Origin of the sequence: Streptomyces humi (genome assembly GCF_001005085.2) — a bacterium.
GTDB lineage: Bacteria > Actinomycetota > Actinomycetes > Streptomycetales > Streptomycetaceae > Streptomyces > Streptomyces humi.
In genome coordinates this window covers 38,334-62,370 of the sequence record NZ_LBMU02000055.1, presented here as the reverse complement: position 1 = coordinate 62,370, position 24,037 = coordinate 38,334, and the positions used below count along the sequence as shown (strand labels likewise).

Below are 24,037 nucleotides of genomic sequence, written 5' to 3'. Positions count from 1 at the left end.
GAACGCGGGCATGGTGATGTCTATTCCGCATCCGCCGGGCGTGGAGCTACTCGGACCGTCTGTCCAGCTGGTCGACGACACGGCCTGCGACGCCGGCGAGCGTGCCGAGTTCCTCCGGCGTGAGGAGGTCGACGAAGAGACGGCGCACCGTGGCCACATGGCCGGGCGCGGCCGACTGGATCATCTCCCGCCCCACCGGGGTGACGACCACGAACGCGCCGCGCCCGTCCTCCGGGCACTCCGCCCGGAGGACCATCCCGCGCTTCACCATGCGGGAGATCTGGTGCGACATCCGGCTCTTCTCCCACTCCACCGCCCTGGCCAGGTCCGCGGAGCGCATACGGCCGCCGACCGCCTCGGTGAGATGGACGAGCACGACGTAGTCGGCGGCGGACAGGCCGGAGTCCGCCTGGAGACGGCGAGCCACCCGGCCGTGCAGCCTCTCCTGCATCCGGGCCAGACAGCGCCAGGCGTCACCCTCCGCCGGACCGAACCGTCCTGATGCCCTGTTCACCCGGACCACTCAGCCAAGCTGGGCCTCCAGCCACCGCAGGACATCGGGTGTGACCGGGTCGGTGATGTCCGCGAACTCGTCGTGCCGCTTGAGGAACTTGGCGACGTAGGGGCAGACCGGGACGATCCGCATTCCGGACGCGCGCACGTCGGCGAGCGCCTGCTGGACCAGCTGCGCGCCCAGGCCCTGGCCCGCGAAGGCCTCGTCGATCTCCGTGTGGAAGAAGACGCGCTGCGCGCCCAGGTCACGGTAGGCGGTCAGGCCGGCGCGCCGGCCGTCGACCAGGATGTCGTACCGGTGACCGCCGTCCACCCGCTCGACGGCCGTGGTGGTGGAGGACTCGCTCATGATGTGCCTTTCGCAGGGGAGGTCAGCGGGTCGGTGGGTTGCGGCGCGGTGTGATGACGGCGTTCGGGAGGGCCGGCGCGGGGAGGCGGCCGCCGGGAAAGTCCTCGATGACGCCGAAGCGGTCCGAGGAGGCCTCCCAGTCCTCGCGGGCCTTCACGATGTCCTCGTGGCTGCGGCCGATGAAGTTCCACCACATGACGATCTCCTCCCCGAAGGGAGGCCCGCCGAGGAGCACGGTCCGCGCGGAGGCGTCGGTCTCATTGACCATCGTCAGGGCGTCCGCGCCGCGCGGGACGTAGCCGAGTTCGGCGGGCCGCAGCACGGTGTCGACCAGGCGGACGTCCCCGCTGTCCACGAGGAGGCCGTGCTCAAAGCCGGCGTCCACGGCGAGGGTGAGCGTCGCGTGCGGTTCGAGGACGATCTCGGCGCCGAGCAGCGGGGTGAAGGTCCGGACCGGGGAGGTCCGGCCGGCGAGCGAGCCCAGGAAGACCCTGATCTCGGCCCCGTCGACCTGCGCGGGTTCGGGCACGTGGTGCTGGAAGTCCCTGGCGGTGTCGCGGTGTTCCGCGGGAAGCGCGACCCACAGCTGGACGCCGTGGATGACGGTGGTGTTCGCGGTGGAGACCTCGGAATGAGCGATGCCGTATCCGCCGGTCATGAGGTTCATCTCGCCGGGCCGGACCAGGGCGTGGGTGCCGAGGGTGTCGCGGTGCTCGATCTCGCCGCTGAAGAGCCAGCTCACCGTCTGTAGGCCGGTGTGCGGATGCGGGGGCAGGTCCATGCCGCCGGCCGCGGTGACCTGGTGCGGGCCGTAGTGATCGGCGAAGCACCAGGCGCCGATCAGGGTGCGCGCCCGCTGGGGCAGCGTCCGCCGCACGCGCATCGCACGCGGACCCCCCAGGGGGACCTCGCGTGCGGCCAGGACATCGACCCGGGGCGCTCCGGCCGGACGGTCGCCTTCGACGAGCTCGCCGCAGTGCAGCGCCGCGGCGTCCGTTTCCACGTTGCTCACCGGGAGCACCTCCCACACGATCTGGTTGTCACATCAACTATGATGCCACGGAGGCAGGCCGATGGCCACAGCTCTCACCCGAGCACAGGCCACCGCGAGCGTGGCCCGAAGGAGGCCCCGACGTGAACGACCACCCCATCCCCGGCTCCGCACCCCGCAGGATCTTCATCGACAAGCAGAGCCCCAAGGCCTTCCATGCCCTGGTGCAGGTCTCGGAGGCGGTCCGGGCAACGGCTTCCGAGGCGGGGCTCGACCGCACCACCGTGGAGCTGATCAACCTCCGCGTGTCACAGCTCAACGGCTGCGCCTACTGCCTCGACGTGCACACCAGAGCGGCCCTGCGCGCCGGTGAATCACCGCAGCGGCTCGGTGTCCTGAGCGCGTGGCGGGACACCGGCCTGTTCACTCCCTCGGAGCGCGCCGCCCTGGCACTGGCCGAGGCCACCACCGATCCGGTGGACGCCGACGCCCAGACATCCGCCTACGAGGCCGCCCGGCAGGTTCTCACTTCGGACCAGATCTCGGCCGCGATCTGGGCGGCGGTCACCATCAACGCGTTCAATCGCGTGTCGATCATGAGCAGGCACCCGGTACCGCCGCCGCACGACGAGTAGCGGCAGCCGGCCGCCGTACGACGACGACGCCCCGGCTGTCCCGCACGCCGGCCGCCCGTTGCGGTCAGGCCGGCTCCTCGTCGAGTTTCTCCACCACACGCTCGGAGATCCGAGCCAGCAGCCGCAGCTCGGCCGGCGTGACGTTGTCCAGGAAGAGCTCACGCACGGCCTCGACATGCCGCGGGGCGGCGGCCTCGATCATCGCCCGCCCCTCGTCCGTGATCACCACGAACGCGCCACGGCCGTCCTCGGGGCACTCGTCCCGCTCCACCAGCCCACGTTTCATCATCCGGGCGATGTGGTGGGACATCCGGCTCTTCTCCCACTCCAGTGCCCTGGCCAGGTCCAGGAACCGCCGCCGCCCGTCCGGCACGTCGGTCAGCTCGACCAGTACGGCGAAGTCCGCGGGCGACACGTTGGACTCCGTCTGAAGCAGGCGGGACAAGCGGCCCATGAGCCTTTCATGCATGCGGACGAAGCTCCGCCACGCATGCTGCTCCTCCGCCGTCAGCCAACGCACCGTCTGTTCCATGGCACAAGTGTAAACGTAGTTGACAGTTCACCGAATAGGCGCCCGGAGTCGGCCGCGTGCGCGTCCCGCTCAGCCCACCTGGATGTGCGCGGCGTTCTCGGCGAGCCAGTCGTCGAAGCTCTTGAGCGCCGGGTTGATCTCCCGCAGGAGGTCCAGGTCGCGGGCGCCGGTGAACTCCTGGTCGAAGTCGCCGTAGTACTGGAACATGTTGGCGATCTCGTCGCCCGCCGGTACGCCCAGGGAGCGGAAGACGTCGTAGGGCACCGACTGGAAGCGCACCGGCTCGCCGATCGCCGCACCGAGCTTCTGCGCGTACTGGGCGCCGGTCAGGTGGTCGCCGGCGAGGCCGACGGTCCGGCCGACGAACCGCTCACCGTCCTTGAGGATGGCGAGCGCCGTGCGGCCGATGTCATCCACGTCCACACCCGCCAGCAGCTTGCCGTCCTCGAGCGGCAGGGTCAGCGTCAGCACGCCGTCCTCGGCGCGCTTGGGGCCCATCATCGACAGGAAGCCCTGGAAGAAGAAGGTGGTGTTCAGGAAAGTGGTCGGCACCCCGGCCTGCCGGAACAGCTCGTTGCCCTCCCCCTTGGCGTCGAAGTGCGGCACGTTGTACCTCTCCTGGAGAACGGGCATCCGCTCGTCCTCCAGCGGCAGCAGTTCGCGGGTGTCCTCCAGCGTCGACCACACCACGTGCCGCAGGCCCGCCTCCTTCGCGGCCCGCGCCAGGACCTCGATCTCCTCCGTCTCCTTGGCCGCCGAACCATGCGCCCAGAAGTTGGTGACGAGGAAGGCGCCATACGCACCCTGGAACGCCTTGTGCACGGTCGGCTCGTCATGGAAGTCCGCCCGTACGACCTCCGCCCCCAGCTCCGCGAGCTCCCTGGCGGCCGGTGAGTCGGGGTTCCGGGTCAGCGCGCGCACGGTGAGCCCCGAGTCGGGATCGGCGAGGATCGCCCGCGCGGCGCCGCCTCCCTGCGCACCGGTGGCTCCGGCGACCGCGATGACCTTCTTCTCACTCATGCCACTGCTCCTGTTCACGGAGGGATGGTTGATGTGTCAACCGAAGCACATTCCGGTTGACGGATCAACCTATGGGACGAGATTGAGCCATGATCGCCACAAGAGTCACCCCTCGGCACGCAAGACAGATGACCGCCCGGCCCTCACGCAAGCGACGACGACGTGGCCGGATTCACCCCGCTATTTCCGATATGAAATGCCATCATCTCATTCGTGGATGTATCAACAAAAACGGCGTCACGGTCCGCCGGCCCTCGCGCCACTGCCCGCCGTCTCGTCGGCCGCCTCCGCGCCGATGCCCCGGATCCCGCGGTGACCAGCTTCAAGACGCTGATCGCCGCGTCGCTCACCTGGGCCGTCACAGCCCCCTGGTCCGCCCACGACCGCCCCTACCTCGCGGTCGCCACGGCTCTGCTGATGGTCAACGCATCCACGATCTACCGGTCGGTGACCCAAGCCGCACGGAACATCAGCACGAAGCTGGCAGGGCTCCTCCTGGCCCTGACGACGACACAGATGCTGGGCCCGACCGCAGGTGCCGTCGCGGTCATCGCGCTCGTCGCGGTACTGGCAGGACCTCGCCGCAACACCGAAGACCGCCTCCAGAGCGCCTCCACCGCGGTGATCGCCCTGGCCACCACGGCGACCGACCCGATACACGGCCTCGTTCTCCCGGTGTCCCAGACACTGACAGGAACCGTGGTGGGCATCACGGTGAATGCGCTCGTCCTGCCACCACTCCGCCTCAGCGAGTCGGACTCCGCCGTGCGCGACCTCGCCCGAGCCATGGGAACACTACTGACCGACATGGGTGACGGACTCGCCCGACGGCAACTCACCTCGAAGGCGCACACCTGGCTCTACCAGGCACGCCGGCTGGAGCAACGGCTGGCGAACACGGCGGAGCACGTGCGGCAGACCGACGAAAGCCTGCGATGGAACCCGCGGTGCGCCGCCCGAACACGTAGCAGCTCCATGCCCTACGGCAAAGCGTTCACGGCCCTGCGCGGGGTCTCGCTCCAGGTCCGCGGTATCGCGCGAACCTTGGCCGACAACGCACACGACAGCCACGCCGACCATCATCTGGGGCAGCAGTTCCTCGACAAGTACGCCCACACCCTCCGACTGACCGGGGCGGCGGTCCGGGAATTCGCCAGGCCGTCTTCCACGGTCGATCCAGCGGACGCAGACGCCCGCGAGCAGCTCCGAGAGGCGATAGACACCGTGGTGGCCTGGCACCAGACCATGACCGACCTCATCGGTCACGGCACGCTGGTGAAACCGGGCGCATGGCACTTCTACGGCTCACTGATGATCGACATGGAAAGGCTGCTGGCCGACCTGGACCACGCCGACAGGCACTGGACCCCGCGCCCGGCCAGGACATCGGCCTGAGCCGAGCCACACCGGAACACCTCTCGCGAGGGCACCGGCTACACGCGATCAGTTGCCGCGCCCTAACCAGTTGATGTGTCATCAAAGTGACTTGGTGCACCTTTGCCCGTTTTTGCTTGACGTATCACCTAAGTCCTCATACGTTCTCATTGAAGCGTCAACTAAAGCTTCCGAGGCCGCCGACACGCGTCGCCGCGGGGACACAGAGCCCCCGCCCAGTCGAACCGGAAGGCGGCGGCCGGGTAAGGGAGCCGATCGCTTCCGGGGACAGTGACGTCCCCCACCCACCAAGCGGACCTCCATCCGAGGCTCCGCAGACAGCAAGGAGAACCATCATGAAGCTCCACGTCGCGCGGCGTGCGGCCACCACGGCAGCGGCGCTCGCCGTTGCCGTCGGCACGCTGCTGGCAGTGGGCGGCACCGCCTCAGCCGCGCCGAGCACGGCGACCGGTCAGATCACGGTCACCGGCAACCACTCCTCGGACCGGACCGAGTACGGCAACCGCCACGACGACAACCGCGGTGACCGGGACGGCCAGGGCCGCCGGGACAACCGTGGCGACCACCGACGGAACGACCGGAACGACCGGGACGACCGCCGCGACCACCGCTGGGACGGTCAGCGCAGGTGGGAGCGCACCGGTAAGGACTGGTACTGCAACGCCGACGGTCGGCAGTACCGCTATGACGGACACCGGTTCTACGAGCGCACCCACGGCGAGTGGCAGGCCGTGAACGCCGGCTCCCACGCCTTCGACCACCGCATCTTCAACTGACCCCGCTGGGCGGCCCGGCAGGCATATCGCATGCCGACCCGGGCCGCCCCCCACGAATCCGGACACCACCGCGGACGGTGAGCGGGGGCCCGGGCAGCGCAGGCCTTCTGGAAGCGATCCGAGCCATGCCCGACCATGTAATAGACCAGCTGTTGCACATGGAGCTCGTGCTCCCGTCCGGCGAGCGTCTCGCTGTGCCGACCCTTCTGCGGTACAGCGCCAAGGACCCCTTTGCCGCAGTCCTCGATTTCCACACCGGCACCGACCACCAAGTCCGCTGGGTCCTGGACCGCGACATGCTGGCCGAAGGGCTCCGCCGGCCCACGGGGCGTGGCGACGTGCGCCTTCGGCCGACCGGGACCGGCCCCCGTACCGAGCTCAGCCTGATCCTGTCCTCACCGCACGGGAGGGCACAGCTCCTCGCACCGCTCCGGGTGGTCGCTCAATGGCTCGGACGGACATATGAGTTGGTACCGTCCGGACAGGAGGCCGAGGGTCTGGACGTGGACGCCGAGCTCTCCCGGCTGCTGCACGGCGCGGCCTGAGACGGATGTTCTGCAACCCGACGAAGGGCCCGGCTCAAGGCGTACGTCCAGCTGAAGCGGGGGCATCCGGAACTGTTCGCGACTTCGCCCCCGCTGCCCCGGGATGACTCGTCCCCGCCACGCTCCGGACCAGCCCCCGGGCACCGGGCCGAGCGCATGCCGACCGGCCTGTCAGGCAGGGGGCCTGGGCCCGTCGCGGTCAGCCGAGCGCATGCCGCAGGAGGGCTTCCGAGCCTGTCAGGAACCGCTCCGTGCGTGCCCGGTCGAATCCGCGGGACGGCAGAATCGGCCGGGCCTTGTTGTTGAAGAGCAACCCGGTCTGTCCTTCCAGCTCCGGAGCGAACAGCAGAGGCACGATCCGCTTGGCGTAGGCCTGCGGTGACTGCCCCACCCATCCGATGACGGTCTCGGTCAGCCTGTGCTTGAGACTTCCTCCTCCCAGGAACTCCGATCGGATGTCGGTCCTGATGAGGCCGGGGTTCAGCCCGAAGTAGGCAGGGCCGGGGAGCCGGTCGGCACCGCCGAGCACCAGCGCCTCGTTCCCGGCGACGGTGTTCAGGTGCGCGCGGAGCGCCTTGTAGGGCTTCTCGGAGTTGAGGTCGTCGGGGTCGCCGAGCACCCCGGATCCCGGGGCGCCCATGACGAACACACGAGGCCGCGGTGGAGCGGCGGGGCGCGAAGCGCCGAGTCGTGCGCTGAGCCCCTGCATGACCGCGAATCGGCTGAGGTAGCTCACCGCCATGTCCCGCTCGACGCGTTCGTCGGTTTCCCTGCGGGCCGGGGAGGCAGAGACGCCCAGCGTGAACACGACGAGGTCATGCGTCTCGACGGGTAGCTCGCGTCCGAGACGCACGGCCTCGCGCATCGACGACAGATCGGCCCGCACGAACGTCAGCCGCGCCTGAGGATCACTGCGGAACGTGCGTCCCACCACGGTGACCTCCGCACCCCGGGCCAGCGCCTGCCACGCGATGGCCCGCCCGAGACCGTTCGTTCCTCCGAAGACGGTCAGCCGCCTGTCCGACAGGTCGAGTCGCTCCACCCCGACGGGGCGCAGGACCACTGCGCGATTCGGGACACCGTTCATCGCCATCTCTGATGCTTCCTCTCCACTGGTCTGCGGGTCCGGTCGATCGACCTACTCGACCGTACCGCAAGCGGACTTTACCCCGCTTATTGCGTGCCGGTAGTCTGCGGCGGTGCAGAGACCCGTGGTGAAACTGGGAGGCGAGCGCGCCGAACGCGCCGACGCGGCGCGCAACCGGCAGCTTCTGCTGAACACGGTCCGCGAGATGATCGCCGAGGCCGGCGTGGAGCAGGTGACGATGGACGGCCTGGCCGAACGGGCAGGCCTGGGCAAGGGCACCGTCTTCCGTCGCTTCCGAAGCAGGGCCGGCATCTTCCACGCCCTCCTGGACGACGACGAGCGCGCCTTTCAGGAACGGGTCCTCTCCGGCCCTCCGCCTCTTGGCCCCGGGGCTGCGCCGGTCGCCCGGCTGGTGGCATACGGCCGTGCGCGCATCAGGTTCCTTCTGGAACGCCATGCCGTCGCCCGCGCCGCCCTGGATCGCAACCAGCCGATTCCGGCCGGGGAGTCGACCCTGTCCCAGATCCATCTCCGTGTGCTTCTCGGGCAGGCCGGGCTCGACGTTCCGGACGTCGACAGCCTCGCCGTGCAACTGACCGGCGCGCTCGAAGGTCCCATCCTGCTCTACCTGTCGGTGCCTCCACGGACCGACGACGCCCGTCACATCGCACGCCTGGCCGACAGCTGGCAGCTCCTCATCGAACGCCTCTGCCGGCCGGCCGCCCCCGAGCGGAAAGGCCAAGCCGGCCAGGAGGGGTGACGACGGGAGCCGCCGAGGGGGTCGCGACACACCGGCAAATGGTTGATGCATCATCTTGTTGCTAGAATCGGAGTCGGCACATCCGCTGAAGAAGACCGGAGCCAGGAGATGTCCCTCGCAGTGCAGTTCTCCGAGTACGGCGCTACGGAACACCTGCGTGTCGTAGACGTGACACCCCCGGCTCCCGGTCCGGGTCAGGTACGGCTGGCGGTACGCGCGGCCGGAGTCAACCCCATCGACTGGAAGATCCTCCAGGGAGCGATGCGCGAGCAGATCCCGCTCACCCTCCCGGCCGGTCTGGGGTCCGACGTGGCCGGCGTGGTCGATGCCGTCGGCCAGGGTGTGACCGGGATCGAGATCGGCGACGAGGTGCTCGGCACCTCGCTCACCCCGTCCTACGCCCAGTCCGCACTGGCCGATCCCGCCGCGCTGGTCGCCAGGCCCGGCACGGTGCCGTGGCACGTGGCGGGCGCCCTCGCCGGCGCGGGCGGCACCGCATGGACGGTCCTGGAGCGGCTGAAGGTCACCGAGGGTGACACCGTGCTGATGCACGCGGCCGCCGGCGGCGTAGGCACCTTCGCGGTCCAACTGGCGGCCGCCCGGGGCGCCCGCGTCATCGGCACGGCGAGCGAACGCAACCACGGACTGCTGCGCGAACTCGGCGCCCTGCCGGTCACGTACGGACCCGGGCTGGTGGAGCGGGTCCGGGCCGTTGCCCCCGACGGCGTCGACGCCGTCGTCGACGCGTCCGGCCGCGGTGAGATCCCGGACTCGATCGAGCTGGCGGGAGGGCCGGAGCGGGTTCTCACCCTGGTGGCCTTCGACGCCGCCGGGACCGGCATCCAGATCCACACGGGCGGCGCGGCCGGGCAGGGTGCTCGCGCCCTGGGCGAGATCCTGCAACTGATCCAGGACGGCCGGCTGCGTGTGCCGGTGGCGCGCACCTACGGCCTCACGGAAGCGGCCGCCGCGCTCGAGGCGAGCCGGACCGGCCACGCGACCGGCAAGATCGTCCTGTTGACAGGGGCAGCGACCGGGCATGACGGCTCGTCCGAGGCGCCTTGAACCTTACGTATGTGCGCCGTTCTCCGCCGCCACCCGGCGCTCCAGTGCCCACTCCGTGACCAGTACGGCCAGCAGGTCCACAGCGCTGCGGGCGAGCCGGTCACCGATCCGCGTCCTACGGCACTCCGCCTCCGACACGAGCGCGGTGAGGAAGTGGGTCACCCTTCCCCGAGTCCCGTCCGCACAGGCCAGCCGCATCCCGTGGATACGCCGCAGGTCCGATTCGGCGATGCCCAGGCTGCGCCGGGGCACTCGCAGGACCGTCATCGCACACGAGTTGCCGCAGCAGGTGAATTCCGATTGCCGCGGGTCGCAGAAGACGATGTCACCCGCATGCTCACAGGTCTTCTGCTGCCCTTGATTCACAGCGATCGAGCCGTGCCCGTATATCGCCACGTACAGGGCCTCACCGGCGTCCGGGTCCGACAGCCACGGGGGAGCCGGGGCGGACCGGCCGTCCAGACGCAGAACACAGATCCGCAGATGGCCGAGATCGTAGGAACGTGCGGGTTTGTCCATCACGAGGGACATCGCATCTCCGAAAGACAGAGGGGTTTCTTTACACAGACGGAAGGCCGGAGCGTTCCGGAATTCATTCGGCGTCTTCGAGAAGCTCGGCGACGGCGCGGTCCAGGTCGACATGGAGACCTTCCGTGCCCTCAGGCACCAGTGCGAGGGTCCGCATGAGGAACGCGCTCACCACGGAGGTCTCGATGTCGACGGCCGCCTCCTGGGCCCGCACCCGGAGCACGACGCCCACACGGTCCGGGTGTCCACGGTGCCGGGGAATCACCCGCACATCCCCCGTGCCGGCCGGCAGACGCAGGCCCGCCGCGAGCAGGCTGCGGGCGAAGAGCCAGTCGACGGGACCGGTGAGCGGCGCGCCGAGCGAAAGACACACGGCGTACGGATCGGCGGTCCTGTAGCGCAGCTCCGCCGGAAGGGAAACCTGGGGCTCCCCCCTGACGTTCACTTGTGCCGTCGTTCCGTACACGACCGAGCGAACTGGCTTTCTCATTCAACCCCTCCGTCCATGGGGCGCGAGCTGATCCACCGCGAGGTCTTCGACCGCCGCAAGGTGAAAGGGCCTTACCGGCCTTACCGGCCTTACCTGGATGAGCCTGTCATATAGGTGCAAAACGGCACATCACATGGCTTCCGGTCAGTTCTGCGCCCGGGTGTGGGATACGAAGCGGTTACTCCGGGTGTTCGCGCTCTCGTGCCAGCCGGGCCAGTTCGGCACGTGAGGTCAGGCCGAGCTTGAGGAAGGCGTGCCGGAGATGGGAGCTGACGGTGTGCGGAGAGTTCGCGAGGTGCTCGGCCACCTGTCGGTTGGTCATGCCCCGCGCCACCAGTCTCACCACGGCGACCTCCGACGCCGTCAGTTCCGGCCATGCGGACACGGTCGCGGCGGATGTCGTGCGGCGGCGCGGCGCGCCCAGCGCCCGTAGCCGGCGGCGGACTCGGGCGGCGTCGTGCTCGGCGCCCGCCTCGGCATAGCGGTCGAGCGCCGCGCCGAGGACGGGCACGGCGTCCGCGGGGTGGGCGACGGCCAGTCTCCGCCCGGCGTCCTCCAGGGCCGAGGCACGCGGCAGGAGCCGTCCGATTCCCTGGTACAGGTCCACGGCGTGCAGGAGGTGCGGGGTGTCGTTGTCGAGCAGGCCCCGGGCGTGGGCCGCCGCCGCGGCGGCGATCGGGAACCCCGGGTTGCGGGCGGCCCGGTGCTCCGCGACGGCGACCACGGCGACGGCACGGTCATGGGCGCCCGCACGTAGTGCCATACGCACGAGGACGGGCAGATCGGCCGGGTCGTCGGGACTCGCCAGCGAGGGGCCCACCTGCTCGAAGGTGGCGAACGACTCGTCGAGCAGCGCCATGGCCCGGTCCGGGCTGCCCTCCACGTCGGCCACGAGCGCCAGCAGCCAGGACCCGGCGTTGCGGACGAGTACCGCCGGATCGCCGACCATCCGTCCGACCTCGGCCGCGTACGTCTTCGCCGCGTCGCGGTCGCCGGTGTGCAGGGCGACCCGGAGCAGGGTGTACAGGAGCGTCGCGTCGGCGAAATTGCCCATGCCCAGTTCGTCGGCCATGGCCGCGCCGGCTTCCGCCTCCGCCCTGGCGTCGGACAGCCGTCCGGCATCCAGGAGGACCCGGGAACGGTTCATGACCCACAGACGCATGGCGGCTGCCTGGCCCTGCCGCTGGGTGTCCCGGACACCTGCCTCCGACGCGGCGAGTGCCTCCGCCGTACGGCCTGCCGCGTTGAGCATGAACGCCTTCCACAGCGCCTCGGGCACCCAGAGGGAACGCGAGAAACCGGCTTCGGAAGCGATCTCCTCGGCCTCGTCCGCGCGCTGGAACGCCCGGGCCCAGTCGCACTGGTAGTAGAGCATGACGGAGTGCGCCGTCATGGCGGTGGCCAGCGCGGCCCTGTCCCCCACCTGCCGCGCGGACCGCAGCGCCTTGTCGACCGCCGCACGTGCCGTGGCTCCGAAGTCCCCGACCAGTCCCAGGTCGAGGCAGTACAGGGCCAGCAGATGAGCGCGCAGGCACTCCGGGATCCCCGGCAGGGCCGCTCCGACGCCGGCATGGTGTGCTCCCTCGGTGAAGTCGTACTGGCTCGACACGCGTGCGAGGCTCAGACGCACCCGCGCCGCGGCCTCGCACGGGAGGGTGCCGGGCACGGCCGTCGCGCCGAGTGCGCGCGCCTGTGTGGCCCGTCCGGCCCGCCAGAGGAGCACCATGGTCTCGGCCATGATCGTCGACCGCTCCGGGCCCTCCTCGGCGGTGAGTTCCAGTGCCTGACGGCTCAGTTCCGCCGCGGCCGAGGGAGCGGTCTCCGCGAGCTCCGCGGCAGCGGCCCGCAGCAGCTGCACGGCGGCCCGGTCACCGGGTTCCGCGCTGTCCATCACCAGGGAGGCCGCCTCGCTCAGCGAAGCGCCACGGGCCAGGACGATCTCGGCCGCATGCCGCCGCAGGGCCTTTCGTACGGACTCCGGCAGGCTGTCCGCCACGGCTTCGCGGATGAGGTCGTGGCGGAAGACCAGCCGTCCCTCCCGTTCGGTGAAGAGGTCGGAGTCAAGTGCCTCCTGCACCGGAGCGACCAGCGCGCCGACCGGCCGGTCGAGGAGTTCGGCAAGAAGATCGACGGTGACGGCGTGCCCGATGGCGGAGGCCGCGCGGACGACCTCCCTGGTGGGCTCGGACAGGCTGTGGAGACGGTGCAGGATGGAGGTCTGGAAACGGGCCGGAAGCCGGCGGCCGACCAGGCGGGCCACACCGGCCTTGACTACCACCCTGCCTTCGGCGCTCATGCCGTGCAGCAGCTCCATCAGGAGCAGGGGAACACCCTCCGCGCGCCGGACGACGTCCAGGGTCGCGGTGTCCGGAGGAGCTCCGAGAACGTCCTGGGTGATCTCGCGGACGGCGGCGTCGGAGAGCGGACCGAGACTGATCCGGAGTGCGCCGTCCCGCTCCAGCCGGTCCAGTGTGGTGAGCACCTCCGGGGTGCTGCTCCCGCCCCGTACCGCCACCAACCACACGATGGCGTGGGCGGACAGCCGGGACGAGAGCGTGCGCAGGGCGAGGAGGGTCAGATCGTCACACCACTGGACATCGTCCAGGACCACGACCCGGGGGCAGTCGAGGGCGGCCCGTTCGAGCTGGTCCTGGAGCTCCTGAAGGAGCCAGAAACGCTGGTCGGGCGCGGTGGCCAGGGCACGCAGTCTCGCGGTGTCGAAGAGCGGGGTCCCCTCGGTCTGGGTGCCCTCCAGCAGCGGGGCCAGCGGCACGAACTGGCTGTCCGGGCTCGCGCCGCCCCGGTACACCTTGAAGGCCCGGCGCCCGGCCACCGAACAGGCCTCGGAGAGGAACCGGGTCTTGCCGCTACCAGGCGGTCCCGTCACGCAGACGACCCCGCCGCGCCCCTGGGCCAGCGCGTCGAACCGCGCGTCAAGCACGGCGCGTTCTTCCAGCCGGCCCCGCACCGGGGGACGACGCACATCGCCGGCGGGGAACGGCGGGGGCGGCGGCTGGGTCGGTTTCACGGGCGCTCCTCGGGACGGGAGCGAGACGAGTCGCATCACCTGGGGTCAGGACGGCACGTGTCCCATCAGGTGAATCCCAAAGTAATCGCCGCGAGAGAACGCGACCACCCGCATGGAACGGGCGCTCACCGGCCGCTGCCGACCTGTCACCGAAAGGTCGGTGACAGGTTGCCGGCGTGACGAACGCCATAGGTGATTCACTCGCCCTGGGTTTATGTGACGTGTCAACTTGTTGAATCATGTGCACAGTCGTGCAAACCCTAGGAGCCCCGCCATGCAGTTCGGCATATTCAGCGTCGGTGACATCTCGCCGGACCCGGTCAGCGGTCGGACCCAGAGCGAGGCCGAGCGGATCAGCAACATCGTCAAGGTCGCCCGGCGGGCCGACGAGGTGGGCCTCGACGTGTTCGCGCTGGGGGAGCACCACAACCCGCCCTTCGTGCCGTCCTCTCCCCCGGCCGTGCTCGCCCACATCGCGGCCCTGACGGAGCGGATCGTCCTGAGCACGGCCGTCACCCTGATCACCACCAACGACCCGGTGAAGATCGCCGAGGACTACGCGATGGTGCAGCACCTCGCCAAGGGACGTCTGGACCTGATGCTCGGGCGCGGGAACACCGTGCCGGTCTATCCCTGGTTCGGCAAGGACATCCGCCAGGGCGTACCGCTCGCCCTGGAGAACTACAACCTGCTCCACCGGCTGTGGCGCGAGGACGTGGTCGACTGGGAAGGACAGTTCCGCACCCCGCTCCAGGGCTTCACCTCCACTCCGCGCCCACTGGACGACGTCCCGCCGTTCGTGTGGCACGGCTCCATCCGCAGCCCGGAGACCGCCGAACAGGCGGCGTACTACGGCAACGGGTTCTTCGCCAACCACATCCTGGCCCCGAACTTCCACTTCAAGCCGATCGTCGAGCTCTACCGGCGCCGGTACGAGCACTACGGTCACGGCACCGCCGAGCAGGCCATCGTCGGTCTGGGCGGCATGGCGTTCATCGCGAAGCGGTCCCAGGACGCGGTCAGCGCCTACCGTCCCTACTTCGAGAACTATCCCCTCTTCCGGGGCTCGAAGCTGGAGGACTACATGGCCGCCACGCCCATGACGGTCGGCAGTCCGCAGGAAGTGATCGACAAGGCCCTCACCTGGCAGGAGGGCTTCGGCGACTACCAGCGTCAGCTCTTCGCGGTCGACTCCGGCGGCCTGCCCATCGAGATGGCGCTGGAGCAGGTCGAGTTGCTGGGCACCGAGGTGGTGCCGGTGCTGCGCAAGGAGATGGCGGCCCGCCGCAGGCCCGGCATTCCCGACGCACCGACGCACGCCACACTGGTCAAAGCGAAGTACGGCGACGCCGAACCGCGCCAGCCGCGTCCGAACCCCAACCGGGGCGACAACCTGTCGGGCACCTCGCCGTACCAGGACAGCACCCCGGACGTCCAGGCCGGCTTCCCGGCGGCGTTCTGATGGCGGGCGCCCCTCGCGCGGCCCACGCGGCAGACCACGGACAGGGCGGCGGCGAACTCGGCATGAACGATCGTCCGGCTCCCGGCGGTCCGGTCACGCTCGTCATCGTCAACGCGGGTGTCAGCGATCCGTCCTCGACCAGGCTGCTCGCCGACCGCGTCGCCCAGAAGACGATCGACGCCCTGCGGGCCGCCGGCACGACAGCGACCGTGCGTTCGATCGACCTCGGCCCGCTCGCCACGGACATCGCACAGGGCATCGTGTCCGGCATGCTCAACGCCAAGGTGCAGTCGGTCATGGAACTGCTGGCCGGCGCTGACGCGGTCATCGCCGCAACTCCGGTCTACAAGGCCGCCATCAGTGGCCTCTTCAAGTCCTTCGTCGACCTGGTCGACAACGACCTGCTGATCGCCAGGCCCGTCGTCCTCGCCGCGACGGGCGGCAGCGCACGGCACGCCATGGTCGTCGACGAGCACCTCCGGCCCCTGTTCGCGTTCCTCCGGGCCCTGCCGATGCCCACCTCCCTGTACGCCACGCCCGAGGACTGGGGGTCGGCCGACCTCGGCAAGCGCATCACCCGCGCCGCGCAGGAACTCTCCGTACTGCTCCGCTCCGGAGCCGGCCCGCAGATCGCCGATCGCAACTGGGGCGGCTACCAGCACCAGTTCGGCGGGAACGCCACCGGCGCCGAGCGGTCCGTCGACGACGTCGACTTCGACACCGATCTCATGCGGCTGGCCACCGGAGGCGGCGCCCCCGTCCGCAAGGAGGGGCCGCGACCTGATCACTGACAGGCAGGTCCGTACGGCTCGCGGTCCCCACGGAGGGCCCTGTGCTGGTCGGTAGTGGGCGCGCTACAGCGGGGACTTGCCACCGGCCTCACGCCTGGCACACAGTGTCCCGGGTGCGCCGATGATCACGCGCCCGCGGAAGCCGGGGTTGCCCGGGTGCCGCCGTCGGGCGGGGAAGGGCGGATGGCCGTGAGTCTGAGCAAGGTCGAGAGCGACACCTGGCTCGCTGCCGCCCGCGCCCCAGGCATCGTGTCCACCGGCCCGGACGGTCAGGCCATCGTGCGTCCGGCCGACGGGCCTGATCGGTGGCCGCTCGCCGATGAGCCGCCGTTCACGGGTCCTGGCCCAGCACTCCAGGACACCTCACCGCCGGCCCCGGAACGCCGGCGGTTCCGGGCGTTCGGCCGCTGACCCGATCGGCGCTCGCCGCGTGGGCTGCCCTGGGGCCCGGCAGCTTCGTTGTCGTGGTCGACCCCTGGGGCGGAGCGCCGTCGGGGAGACCCAGCCGAGCGGAAAGCCTCGGCGTGCACGCCTTCGCACGACTACCGTGCTGCTGGTGGATCGTCGTGACCGCCGAAGGGAGCTGAGTTGTGCTGACCGGTACGCGCCCTCCGTAGGGCCTCTGGAAAGTCCAGAGGCCCTACGGAGGCTCTCGATGTCCCGAACTGTCCGCACGACTCCGAGGCGATTCCGCGTCCAAGAGGGCGCATCGGAGTCCATGTCGCTGTACGACCTGCGCTATGCGACCGCCGAACTGGCCCGGGCCGCCCGCGAAGGCCGTCGCCCCGCCCCCGCGAAGACGCGGCGCAGGCTCACCTCTTGGCAGTGGATGGTGCTCTACTGCCGGAAGGGCTCGTTTTCCGCAGAGATCGCTACGGCTGAGGGCCGTGCCCGGCTTCAGAGCCGACTCCAAGCCCAGCGGATCCGCGGACTGCACCGCGCCGGCCACGAACTCGACGACGCTGACATACCGCCGGTCCGCCACCGTCATGGTGTGCTCTGGAACGCCTGGTAGAGGCGCAGTTCACAGGAGTTGGGGCGAGGACGGATGAGGGGGCCGCCACGGCCGTGGAGTTCGATGCGGTGATCGACCCGAACTCGGCGAACTGCTGGTCGATCACAGGGTGGGCGTCGCCCATCGGGCGCAGCATGGCGAACACCGGGAGAGCTGGTGGATTCGCGTGCCCCACCGATCGGGATCGATCTACCTGGCGGCCCTGGCCGACGTCGCCGCGGCACGCAATCTGCTCGTCCTGACCACGGAGCTATGTGCACCTGGCGCTCCGGGCCGCGGTGAACTTCGAGGAGCGGGTGCCGAGTCCGACAACACCCATTCGTTTCCGGGAACGTCACCGTGACGACCCCGGTTTCAGCGGTCCCTTCGAACGTGCCGCCTGGTCGGCCGCCCGTGCGCTCGCCGGACGTCCGGAGCGCCTGGACGACGCCTGGTACGCCGAGGCCCGCGCGGCCCTCGGCGAGGCCGTCCTGTTCGAACTGTCCACACTCGTCGGCTACTACGCCACCCTCGCCCTCCAGTTGCGCCTCTTCGGCGTCCCCGCACCGGACAAGGAGCCCCAGCCGTGAACAAGGTCTGCGCGACCGCCGTCGAGGCGGTCCACGACATAGCCGACGGGTCGTCACTGGCCGTCGGTGGCTTCGGCCTCAGCGGGGCGCCGGAGGTCGTGATCGGCGCGCTGTACGAACAGGGCGCCACCGCGCTGTCGGTGGTGTCCAACAACTGCGGCGTGGACGGCGCCGGGCTCGGCGTCCTGCTCGCCGCCCGCCGCATCGCCCGGGTGACGGGTTCGTACGTCGGCGAGAACAAGGAGTTCGCCCGGCAGTACCTGTCCGGGGAACTGGAGGTCGAATTGACCCCCCAGGGCACCCTGGCAGAGCGGCTGCGCGCCGGAGGGTGCGGCATACCGGCGTTCTACACCCCGGCCGGGGTCGGTACCCAGGTCGCCGACGGCGGGCTGCCCTGGCGGTACGGTCCCGACGGCTCGGTCGCCGTCGCCTCCCCGGTGAAGGAGAGCCGGACCTTCGCGGACCGGACGTACGTCCTGGAGCACGGCATCACCACCGATTTCGCGCTGGTCCGGGCCTGGCGCGGGGACCGCCACGGCAACCTGGTGTTCCGCAGGGCCGCCGCCAACTTCAACCCGCTGGCGGCGATGGCCGGCCGGATCACGATCGCCGAGGTGGAGGAACTGGTCGAGCCCGGCGCCCTCGGACCGGACCAGGTCCATCTGCCCGGCGTGTTCGTGCAACGGATCGTCGTCCTCACCCCCGGGCAGGCGGCCGCCAAGAAGATCGAACGCCGCACGGTTTCCGCGTCTTCGACACAAGGGACGGTACGACACTGATGGCCTGGACCCGTGACCAGATGGCGGCCCGCGCCGCGCTGGAGCTGACCGACGGCTCCTACGTCAACCTGGGCATCGGCCTGCCCACCACGATTCCCGGCCACCTGCCGCCGGACGTGCACGTCACCCTGCACTCGGAGAACGGCATCCTCGGCACCGGCCCCTACCCGCACGAGGACGAGGTGGACCCGGATCTGATCAACGCCGGGAAGGAGACGGTCACCGTACTGCCCGGCGCCTCGTTCTTCGACTCCGCGCTGTCCTTCGGGATGATCCGGGGCGGGCACATCGACACGGCGGTGCTCGGCGCCATGCAGGTGTCCGCCGCGGGCGACCTGGCCAACTGGGCGATCCCCGGCAAGTTGGTCAAGGGGATGGGCGGTGCGATGGACCTGGTGCACGGAGCCCGGCGGGTGATCGTGCTGATGGAGCACACCGCGAAGGACGGCGGCCCCAAACTCGTCGAACGGTGCACCCTGCCGCTGACCGGCCGGACCTGCGTGCACCGCGTCATCACCGATCTCGGGGTCCTCGACGTCACCGCCGACGGACTGACGCTCGTCGAGACGGCCCCCGGCGTCACCGCGGACGAGGTCACCGCCCACACGAACGCGCCTGTGCGGGTGCGGATCCGGTCGTGACCAGCACCTCGGCCCGCGTTGGCGCTGCCGCCGCACGGGCCGGCGCTCACTCACACCGTCTTGAATGAACCATTCAACATACCTAGCATGCCCAGGTGGCTTCATCCATCATGCTCAGATGTACGGCCGCCTTGATGCTGGCCGTCGGACTCGCGGCCCCGGCGGTACCCGCCGTGGCCGAACCGCGTCAGCCCGCTCCCCAGGTGTGGCCGACCCCGCAGAGCACGCACACAGGACCCGGCAGGCTCCGCGTGCCCGACCAGGTCGTCGAGGTCGTCGGCCCCGGCACCGACCACTCGGCCCGGAAGGTCGTCGAGACGGCGCTCCGGGCTTCCGGAGCCGAGCGGATCACCGTGGTCGACGCCGGTAGCCGCCCGCCCGCCGCCTCTCTCACCGTCTACGTCGGCGGTCCCGGTGAGAACAGCGCCACCGCCGGGGCGCTGCGGCGGCTCAGGGCCGGCTCACCCGCCGGTCTCGCCTCCGGCGGCTACGTCCTCGCCGCCGGCCGCGGTCAGGGCCGCGCCGTCCTCGCCCTCTCCGGTGTCGACACCACCGGCACCTTCTACGCGGCCCAGACCCTGCGCCAACTCCTCGACGGCAGCAACGAGTTGCCGGTCACCACCATCCGGGACTGGCCGAGCGCCGCGCTGCGCGGGGTCGTCGAGGGCTTCTACGGCACCCCCTGGACGCACACCGAGCGGCTCGACCAGCTCGACTTCTACGGCCGCACGAAGCAGAACGTGTACGTCTACTCCCCCAAGGACGACGACTACCTGCGCGCCCGCTGGCGGGACGAGTACCCGCCGCCCGCACTCGCTCAGTTGAAGGAACTGGTCGACCGGGCCGGCGCGAACCACGTCCGCTTCACCTACGCGCTCTCCCCCGGCCTGTCGGTCTGCTACTCCTCCGACGCCGACGTCCGGGCGCTGACCGCGAAGTTCGACTCGCTCTACGCGATCGGCGTGCGCTCCTTCGCGATCCCGCTGGACGACATCAGCTACACAAGGTGGAACTGCGCCGAGGACGAGCGGGAGTTCGGGACGGGCGGCGCCGCCGCCGGTGCCGCGCAGGCACACCTGCTGAACGCCGTCTGGAAGGCGTTCTCCGCCGGCCACACCGGGCTCCAGCCTCTGGAGACGGTCCCCACCGAGTACTCCGACCTCGCGGACTCCCCGTACAAGAAGGCCCTGCGGGAACGGCTCGACCCCTCCGTGGTCGTGGAGTGGACCGGCGTCGGCGTCATCGCGCCCACCATCACCACCGACCAGGTGAAGCAGGCGCGCGAGGTCTACGGCCATCCGGTCCTGATCTGGGACAACTACCCGGTCAACGACTACGTGACCAGCCGGCTCCTGCTCGGGCCCTACACGGGCAGGGAGACAGGCGTCGCCACGGAGGCGGCCGGGGTGACCGCCAACCCGATGGTCCAGGGCGAGGCGAGCAGGCTGGCCCTGTTCACCTCGGCCGACTACCTGTGGAACCCGGCCGCCTACGACCCGCACCAGGCCTTCCTCGCGTCCGTCCGCGACCTCGGCGGGGCGCGGGCCGCCAAGTGGCTCCGGATCTTCGCCGAGAACAACGTCTCCTCCCGGCTCGGCGCGCCCGAGTCCCCGACGCTCACCAGGCTGATCGCCGCCTTCCGCACCGCGTACGAGGAGGACAGGGGTCTCGGCCGGGCCGCGGCCACGCTCAAGGCGTACTTCGCCGACATGGCCGCCACGCCCGCCCGGTTGCGAGCCCGCCTGGACAACCCCGGGTTCCTGGACGAGACGTCAGCCTGGCTGGACAAGCTCGGCGGCTACGGCAGCGCGGGCAGGACGGCCGTGGACCTGCTGTTGGCGAACAGGGCGGGGGACTCGGAGGCGGTGTCCGAGTACTGGAACCTGCTGCGGGCCGAACGCAAGGAGTTGGACGCCGTCCCGCAGCAGGTCTCCCCGGGCGTGATGGACCAGTTCCTCTACACGACGATGCTGGAGAACGCGCCCGACCCGGGAGTCGACGTCTCCTTCTCCCCGTCGTCCCTGTCGCTGAAGCCCGGCGCCTCGCGGACCGTGACGCTCGAACTCTCCGACAAGCGCTCCACCGAGGACAGGACGGTCGGCTGGCGGCTCGACGTGCCCGACGGCGTCACCGCGTCTCCCGCCGAAGGGACCGTGACCGTCCCGGCCGGGGGCGGGGCTTCGGCGACCGTCACCCTTACCGGCGGTACCGAGGGCGTGCACGCGGTGGTCGCCGAAGGCACCGGCGTCCTCTCCCGCGCGCTCCCCGTCCAGGTCACCGACGGCACCGGGCACTTCCGTGCCCTGACCGCCGACTTCAGCGGCGCGTCGGTGAGTTCGATCGATCTCGCCACCGGGACCACGACGGACATCGCGGTCGGGAACAACCCCGGCGAGGTCGTGGTGAGCGCCGACGGCCGGACCGCGTACGCGGCCGACTAGGGCTCCGACACGGTCAGCGTGATCGACGTGGCGAAGGGCACGGTCGACGCCACGGTCTCGGTGGGCAACGTCCCCGCCGGACTCGCGCTCACCCCGGACGGCAGGACCCTGTGGGTGGCCGACTACTCCGACAACGCGGTGCAGCCGATCGACACGGGCACCCTGAGGACGGGCGAGCCGGTCCCCGTGGGCTCCGGCCCGGAGAACATGACGGTCACCCCTGACGGCCGGACCCTCTACGTGGCGAACATCCACGACGACACCGTCACCCCCGTCGACCTGACGACGGGGAGAGCGGGCACGGCGATCCCCGTGGGACCGAGCCCCTTCAACGTGGTCGCCGCGCCCGACGGCAGAACGGTGTACGTCTCCGACTCCGGCGGCTCGACGGTCACCCCGATCGACACCGCGACCGACGACACCCAACCGACCATCCTGGTCTCCGGCCAGGCCTACGGGCTCGCCCTCTCGCCGGACGGCCGCACGCTCTGGGTCAGTCCGAGCAACGGTGACCACGTCACTCCGGTGGACACGGTGACCGGCGCCCCCGGCACCACGATCACGGTAGGCGCGTCGGCCTTCGACGTGGCCCTGGACTGGAACGGCGCCACGGCCTACGTCACCACAGCCGACGGAAACGGACTGGTGCCGGTCGACACGGCGACCGGCACCGCAGGTTCACCGCTGACGACAGGCGCGTATCCACTGGCCGTGGCGCTGACCCCGGTGCCCGTGGGGTGACGGCCGGGTGACCCGGCCAGGGGAGCGGGGAGCCGCGCGTCCGGCCGTCACCGGCCCGCGGCTTCCCCGCGCGACCCCTAACTGGCGGTGCGCCGGATCCGCCCCGCGTACTTCCTCTCCAGCTCCAGGTTCCGCTCGAAGCCGCCCGGCACGTTCGCGGACACGTAGACCGGCGGCACCTCCCCCGCGGCGAGCAGCAACCCCGACGCCTCGGCGACCGCCATCTGCACCAGCGCCACCCCGGTCAGCGTGGACAGCGCGGACACCGCCCCGCCCCCCGGCAGCCCGAGCAACGCGTCCCCGACCGGCGCCGCGTTGTCCAGCACCACGTCGGCCAGATCGACCAGCTTCTTCCCGCTCGCGTGCCCGGCGGGAACGGCTCGGGTGTGGGTGAGTGACGTGATCGCCAGGATCTTGTGCCCGTGCTCCTTCGCGTGGAGCGCCATCTCCACGATGACGCTGTTCACCCCGGAGTTGGAGATGATCACGAAAAGGTCCTCGCCACGCGGCGCGGCCAGGTCGTAGAGGCGTGCGGCGATGCCCGGCGCACGCTCCAGCAGCGGATCGTCGAGCACTCCGGGATCGTCGCCGCCGAAGAGAACGAGGTCGGCCATCTGGAGCCGGTTCGTCGGCACCAGTCCGCCCGCGCGGCCGGCGACTTCGAGGACCATCGCCTGGGAGTGCCCGGTACCGAACGCCTGGACCACACCGTCGCCGCGGACACAGTCGACGATCAGCTCGGCGGCGCGGCGCACTTCCTCGCGCGCTGACTCGGTGACGTGACGAAGGGCGGCCAGGCTCTGCTCGGCGAAGCTCTGGGCGCTGACTGACTCGACGGACACGCTTCACTCCTTCTGATGGATTGAACCACCATATAACCATCGCCGAGTGAATCGATAAACCGTATGACGGTCCTGGTATTCATTCAAGGCGCAGAAGGGTGACTGGTACCTTCTCTGCATGCCTGCGACGGACGTCACCACACTGATCCGCACCGAACTGCCCCGGCTGGCCGGTTCCCTGCGGAAGGTCGGCGAGCTGATCCTGGAGGATCCGGCCGCCGCCACGCACTGCTCGGCCGCCGAGCTGGGCCGCCGTACCGGTACCTCCCAGGCCACGGTGACGCGGTTCTGCCGGGCCATCGGACTCGACTCCTATCAGCACCTGCTGATCGAGCTGGCCCAGGAGCGCGGGCGCAGCGAGGTCTCCGACTGGGGCAGCGCCGAGATCGGCCCGGACATCTCCCCGGACGACAGCCTGGAGCGGGTCGTGCAGGTCGTCGGCACCGCGGACCTGCGCGCGGTGCAGCAGACCATCGACCGGATCGACCTGGACGCCATGGAGCGTGCCGCCCAGGCGATGGCCCGGGCCCGCCGGATCGACGTGTACGGCGTCGGCGGCAGCGGCGCGGTGGCCCAGGAGACCGAGATCCGGCTGTTCCGGATCGGGTGTTCGGTGCGCGGCTGGTCCGAGGTGCACGGCGCCGCCACCTCCGCCGCCCTGCTCACGCCGGCCGACCTGGCCATCGGCATCTCGCACTCGGGAGCCACCCGGGAGACCATCGAGCCGCTGGAACTGGCCAGGGAGCGCGGTGCGACCACCGTGGCGATCACCTCGGACCCGCGCTCGCCGCTGGCCCGCGCCGCCGACATCCGGCTCGTCTCGGCCTCCCCCACCGAGACCGGCTTCCCCGGGCGCACCGGCAGCATCGGCGGCAGGCACTCCGTGCTGGTCCTCATCGACTGCCTCTACGTACGGGTCGCGCAGCTCACCTACCAGCGCTCCAGCGCCTCCCTGGCGCTGACCGACCACATCACCCCGCAGCACGCGCGCAAGAGCCGCCGGGGCCGGTGACCGCAGGCGATCAAGGCCGGGTGTGCATGG

The 24,037-nt window shown here is 70.5% G+C and carries 26 protein-coding genes; 16 read left to right on the top strand and 10 right to left on the bottom strand.

Annotation, left to right across the window (positions count from 1 at the left end; all coding sequences use genetic code 11):
- Window positions 1-46: 46 nt before the first annotated feature.
- The 3 genes from AAW13_RS24750 to AAW13_RS24740 are packed head-to-tail and all read right to left on the bottom strand — an operon-like array spanning window position 47 to window position 1,874.
- Entirely contained in the window at window positions 47-514 is a 468-nt protein-coding gene (locus AAW13_RS24750; RefSeq protein ID WP_046731816.1) for a MarR family winged helix-turn-helix transcriptional regulator, read from the bottom strand.
- 9 nt (window positions 515-523) lie between these two features.
- A complete protein-coding gene (locus AAW13_RS24745) occupies window positions 524-862 on the bottom strand; it encodes a GNAT family N-acetyltransferase (RefSeq protein WP_046731793.1) in 339 nt (112 codons plus the stop codon).
- A 22-nt stretch (window positions 863-884) separates the two neighbouring features.
- Window positions 885-1,874 (bottom strand): pirin family protein, encoded by a 990-nt coding sequence (locus tag AAW13_RS24740; protein WP_046731815.1) that lies wholly within the window; start codon window positions 1,872-1,874, stop codon window positions 885-887.
- A 122-nt stretch (window positions 1,875-1,996) separates the two neighbouring features.
- Here AAW13_RS24740 and AAW13_RS24735 point away from each other — a divergent pair, with 122 nt between their 5' ends.
- Window positions 1,997-2,488, top strand: coding sequence for a carboxymuconolactone decarboxylase family protein (locus tag AAW13_RS24735; RefSeq protein ID WP_046731792.1), 492 nt, complete (start codon window positions 1,997-1,999; stop codon window positions 2,486-2,488).
- Window positions 2,489-2,552: 64 nt separating this feature from the next.
- Here AAW13_RS24735 and AAW13_RS24730 read toward each other — a convergent pair whose 3' ends face one another.
- Both AAW13_RS24730 and AAW13_RS24725 read right to left on the bottom strand, forming a co-directional pair.
- The gene (locus AAW13_RS24730) at window positions 2,553-3,020 is read right to left on the bottom strand and encodes a MarR family winged helix-turn-helix transcriptional regulator (protein ID WP_046731791.1); all 468 of its coding nucleotides are present in this window, start codon (window positions 3,018-3,020) and stop codon (window positions 2,553-2,555) included.
- A 69-nt stretch (window positions 3,021-3,089) separates the two neighbouring features.
- Window positions 3,090-4,040 (bottom strand): NmrA/HSCARG family protein, encoded by a 951-nt coding sequence (locus AAW13_RS24725; protein ID WP_046731790.1) that lies wholly within the window; start codon window positions 4,038-4,040, stop codon window positions 3,090-3,092.
- Between the two features lie 312 nt (window positions 4,041-4,352).
- On the opposite strand from AAW13_RS24725, the gene AAW13_RS24720 reads away from it, so the two are divergent.
- The 3 genes from AAW13_RS24720 (at window position 4,353) to AAW13_RS24710 (ending at window position 6,756) form a co-directional block, all read left to right on the top strand.
- The gene (locus AAW13_RS24720; protein WP_046731789.1) at window positions 4,353-5,435 is read left to right on the top strand and encodes an aromatic acid exporter family protein; all 1,083 of its coding nucleotides are present in this window, start codon (window positions 4,353-4,355) and stop codon (window positions 5,433-5,435) included.
- Window positions 5,436-5,770: 335 nt separating this feature from the next.
- The gene (locus tag AAW13_RS24715) at window positions 5,771-6,211 is read left to right on the top strand and encodes a hypothetical protein (RefSeq protein ID WP_046731788.1); all 441 of its coding nucleotides are present in this window, start codon (window positions 5,771-5,773) and stop codon (window positions 6,209-6,211) included.
- A gap of 125 nt (window positions 6,212-6,336) precedes the next feature.
- Window positions 6,337-6,756: an SsgA family sporulation/cell division regulator gene (locus AAW13_RS24710; RefSeq protein ID WP_046731787.1), complete on the top strand. Its 420-nt coding sequence runs from the start codon at window positions 6,337-6,339 to the stop codon at window positions 6,754-6,756.
- 199 nt (window positions 6,757-6,955) lie between these two features.
- Here the strand turns inward: AAW13_RS24710 and AAW13_RS24705 are convergent, their stop codons facing one another.
- A complete protein-coding gene (locus tag AAW13_RS24705) occupies window positions 6,956-7,849 on the bottom strand; it encodes a Rossmann-fold NAD(P)-binding domain-containing protein (RefSeq protein ID WP_206306273.1) in 894 nt (297 codons plus the stop codon).
- A 106-nt stretch (window positions 7,850-7,955) separates the two neighbouring features.
- On the opposite strand from AAW13_RS24705, the gene AAW13_RS24700 reads away from it, so the two are divergent.
- Both AAW13_RS24700 and AAW13_RS24695 read left to right on the top strand, forming a co-directional pair.
- Window positions 7,956-8,603, top strand: coding sequence for a TetR/AcrR family transcriptional regulator (locus tag AAW13_RS24700; RefSeq protein ID WP_046731786.1), 648 nt, complete (start codon window positions 7,956-7,958; stop codon window positions 8,601-8,603).
- A 108-nt stretch (window positions 8,604-8,711) separates the two neighbouring features.
- Window positions 8,712-9,668, top strand: coding sequence for an NADP-dependent oxidoreductase (locus AAW13_RS24695; protein ID WP_046731785.1), 957 nt, complete (start codon window positions 8,712-8,714; stop codon window positions 9,666-9,668).
- A gap of 3 nt (window positions 9,669-9,671) precedes the next feature.
- On the opposite strand, the gene AAW13_RS24690 is transcribed toward AAW13_RS24695, so the two are convergent.
- The 3 genes from AAW13_RS24690 to AAW13_RS24680 all read right to left on the bottom strand — a co-directional run bounded on the left by AAW13_RS24690 (window position 9,672) and on the right by AAW13_RS24680 (window position 13,714).
- Window positions 9,672-10,310: an AraC-like ligand-binding domain-containing protein gene (locus AAW13_RS24690; protein WP_079178944.1), complete on the bottom strand. Its 639-nt coding sequence runs from the start codon at window positions 10,308-10,310 to the stop codon at window positions 9,672-9,674.
- The gene (locus AAW13_RS24685; protein ID WP_046731784.1) at window positions 10,261-10,686 is read right to left on the bottom strand and encodes an SsgA family sporulation/cell division regulator; all 426 of its coding nucleotides are present in this window, start codon (window positions 10,684-10,686) and stop codon (window positions 10,261-10,263) included. The genes AAW13_RS24690 and AAW13_RS24685 overlap by 50 nt, the downstream gene beginning before the upstream one ends.
- 178 nt (window positions 10,687-10,864) lie before the next feature.
- Window positions 10,865-13,714, bottom strand: coding sequence for an ATP-binding protein (locus tag AAW13_RS24680; RefSeq protein ID WP_240528722.1), 2,850 nt, complete (start codon window positions 13,712-13,714; stop codon window positions 10,865-10,867).
- Between the two features lie 274 nt (window positions 13,715-13,988).
- Between AAW13_RS24680 and AAW13_RS24675 the strand changes: the two genes are divergently transcribed.
- The 9 genes from AAW13_RS24675 to AAW13_RS46955 all read left to right on the top strand — a co-directional run bounded on the left by AAW13_RS24675 (window position 13,989) and on the right by AAW13_RS46955 (window position 22,153).
- The gene (locus tag AAW13_RS24675; RefSeq protein WP_046731783.1) at window positions 13,989-15,176 is read left to right on the top strand and encodes a CE1758 family FMN-dependent luciferase-like monooxygenase; all 1,188 of its coding nucleotides are present in this window, start codon (window positions 13,989-13,991) and stop codon (window positions 15,174-15,176) included.
- Window positions 15,177-15,238: 62 nt separating this feature from the next.
- Window positions 15,239-15,967, top strand: a complete 729-nt coding sequence (locus AAW13_RS24670; RefSeq protein ID WP_046731811.1) for a CE1759 family FMN reductase — start codon at window positions 15,239-15,241, stop codon at window positions 15,965-15,967.
- A 183-nt stretch (window positions 15,968-16,150) separates the two neighbouring features.
- Window positions 16,151-16,378 (top strand): hypothetical protein, encoded by a 228-nt coding sequence (locus AAW13_RS24665; RefSeq protein ID WP_046731782.1) that lies wholly within the window; start codon window positions 16,151-16,153, stop codon window positions 16,376-16,378.
- A gap of 307 nt (window positions 16,379-16,685) precedes the next feature.
- Complete coding sequence (locus AAW13_RS24660) at window positions 16,686-16,982, top strand: hypothetical protein (protein ID WP_071659679.1); 297 nt, start codon at window positions 16,686-16,688, stop codon at window positions 16,980-16,982.
- A gap of 254 nt (window positions 16,983-17,236) precedes the next feature.
- On the top strand, window positions 17,237-17,551 hold the full coding sequence (locus tag AAW13_RS46425; RefSeq protein ID WP_052768660.1) for a hypothetical protein: 315 nt from the start codon (window positions 17,237-17,239) through the stop codon (window positions 17,549-17,551).
- Window positions 17,548-18,330 carry a CoA transferase subunit A gene (locus AAW13_RS24650; RefSeq protein WP_046731781.1) on the top strand — a complete coding sequence of 261 codons (783 nt, stop codon included), beginning with the start codon at window positions 17,548-17,550 and terminating at the stop codon, window positions 18,328-18,330. The genes AAW13_RS46425 and AAW13_RS24650 overlap by 4 nt, the downstream gene beginning before the upstream one ends.
- Entirely contained in the window at window positions 18,330-18,971 is a 642-nt protein-coding gene (locus AAW13_RS24645; protein ID WP_046731780.1) for a CoA transferase subunit B, read from the top strand. Before AAW13_RS24650 ends, AAW13_RS24645 begins: the two co-directional genes overlap by 1 nt.
- Before the next feature lie 110 nt (window positions 18,972-19,081).
- Window positions 19,082-21,412: a beta-N-acetylglucosaminidase domain-containing protein gene (locus AAW13_RS24640; RefSeq protein ID WP_240528721.1), complete on the top strand. Its 2,331-nt coding sequence runs from the start codon at window positions 19,082-19,084 to the stop codon at window positions 21,410-21,412.
- An 18-nt stretch (window positions 21,413-21,430) separates the two neighbouring features.
- Complete coding sequence (locus tag AAW13_RS46955) at window positions 21,431-22,153, top strand: YVTN family beta-propeller repeat protein (RefSeq protein WP_046731779.1); 723 nt, start codon at window positions 21,431-21,433, stop codon at window positions 22,151-22,153.
- A gap of 77 nt (window positions 22,154-22,230) precedes the next feature.
- On the opposite strand, the gene AAW13_RS24635 is transcribed toward AAW13_RS46955, so the two are convergent.
- Window positions 22,231-22,995 (bottom strand): sugar isomerase domain-containing protein, encoded by a 765-nt coding sequence (locus AAW13_RS24635; RefSeq protein ID WP_046731778.1) that lies wholly within the window; start codon window positions 22,993-22,995, stop codon window positions 22,231-22,233.
- 118 nt (window positions 22,996-23,113) lie between these two features.
- Here AAW13_RS24635 and AAW13_RS24630 point away from each other — a divergent pair, with 118 nt between their 5' ends.
- Window positions 23,114-24,007, top strand: a complete 894-nt coding sequence (locus AAW13_RS24630; protein ID WP_046731777.1) for a MurR/RpiR family transcriptional regulator — start codon at window positions 23,114-23,116, stop codon at window positions 24,005-24,007.
- Window positions 24,008-24,037: the final 30 nt, after the last annotated feature.

Coding starts and splice junctions, on each gene's coding strand:
- AAW13_RS24745 (WP_046731793.1), bottom strand. CDS start 862: ATGAGCGAGTCCTCCACCACCACGGCCGTCGAGCGGGTGGACGGCGGT.
- AAW13_RS24730 (WP_046731791.1), bottom strand. CDS start 3,020: ATGGAACAGACGGTGCGTTGGCTGACGGCGGAGGAGCAGCATGCGTGG.
- AAW13_RS24725 (WP_046731790.1), bottom strand. CDS start 4,040: ATGAGTGAGAAGAAGGTCATCGCGGTCGCCGGAGCCACCGGTGCGCAG.
- AAW13_RS24715 (WP_046731788.1), top strand. CDS start 5,771: ATGAAGCTCCACGTCGCGCGGCGTGCGGCCACCACGGCAGCGGCGCTC.
- AAW13_RS24710 (WP_046731787.1), top strand. CDS start 6,337: ATGCCCGACCATGTAATAGACCAGCTGTTGCACATGGAGCTCGTGCTC.
- AAW13_RS24705 (WP_206306273.1), bottom strand. CDS start 7,849: ATGGCGATGAACGGTGTCCCGAATCGCGCAGTGGTCCTGCGCCCCGTC.
- AAW13_RS24695 (WP_046731785.1), top strand. CDS start 8,712: ATGTCCCTCGCAGTGCAGTTCTCCGAGTACGGCGCTACGGAACACCTG.
- AAW13_RS24690 (WP_079178944.1), bottom strand. CDS start 10,310: ATGTCGACCTGGACCGCGCCGTCGCCGAGCTTCTCGAAGACGCCGAAT.
- AAW13_RS24685 (WP_046731784.1), bottom strand. CDS start 10,686: ATGAGAAAGCCAGTTCGCTCGGTCGTGTACGGAACGACGGCACAAGTG.
- AAW13_RS24675 (WP_046731783.1), top strand. CDS start 13,989: ATGCAGTTCGGCATATTCAGCGTCGGTGACATCTCGCCGGACCCGGTC.
- AAW13_RS24670 (WP_046731811.1), top strand. CDS start 15,239: ATGAACGATCGTCCGGCTCCCGGCGGTCCGGTCACGCTCGTCATCGTC.
- AAW13_RS24665 (WP_046731782.1), top strand. CDS start 16,151: ATGGCCGTGAGTCTGAGCAAGGTCGAGAGCGACACCTGGCTCGCTGCC.
- AAW13_RS24660 (WP_071659679.1), top strand. CDS start 16,686: ATGTCGCTGTACGACCTGCGCTATGCGACCGCCGAACTGGCCCGGGCC.
- AAW13_RS24645 (WP_046731780.1), top strand. CDS start 18,330: ATGGCCTGGACCCGTGACCAGATGGCGGCCCGCGCCGCGCTGGAGCTG.
- AAW13_RS24640 (WP_240528721.1), top strand. CDS start 19,082: ATGCTCAGATGTACGGCCGCCTTGATGCTGGCCGTCGGACTCGCGGCC.
- AAW13_RS24630 (WP_046731777.1), top strand. CDS start 23,114: ATGCCTGCGACGGACGTCACCACACTGATCCGCACCGAACTGCCCCGG.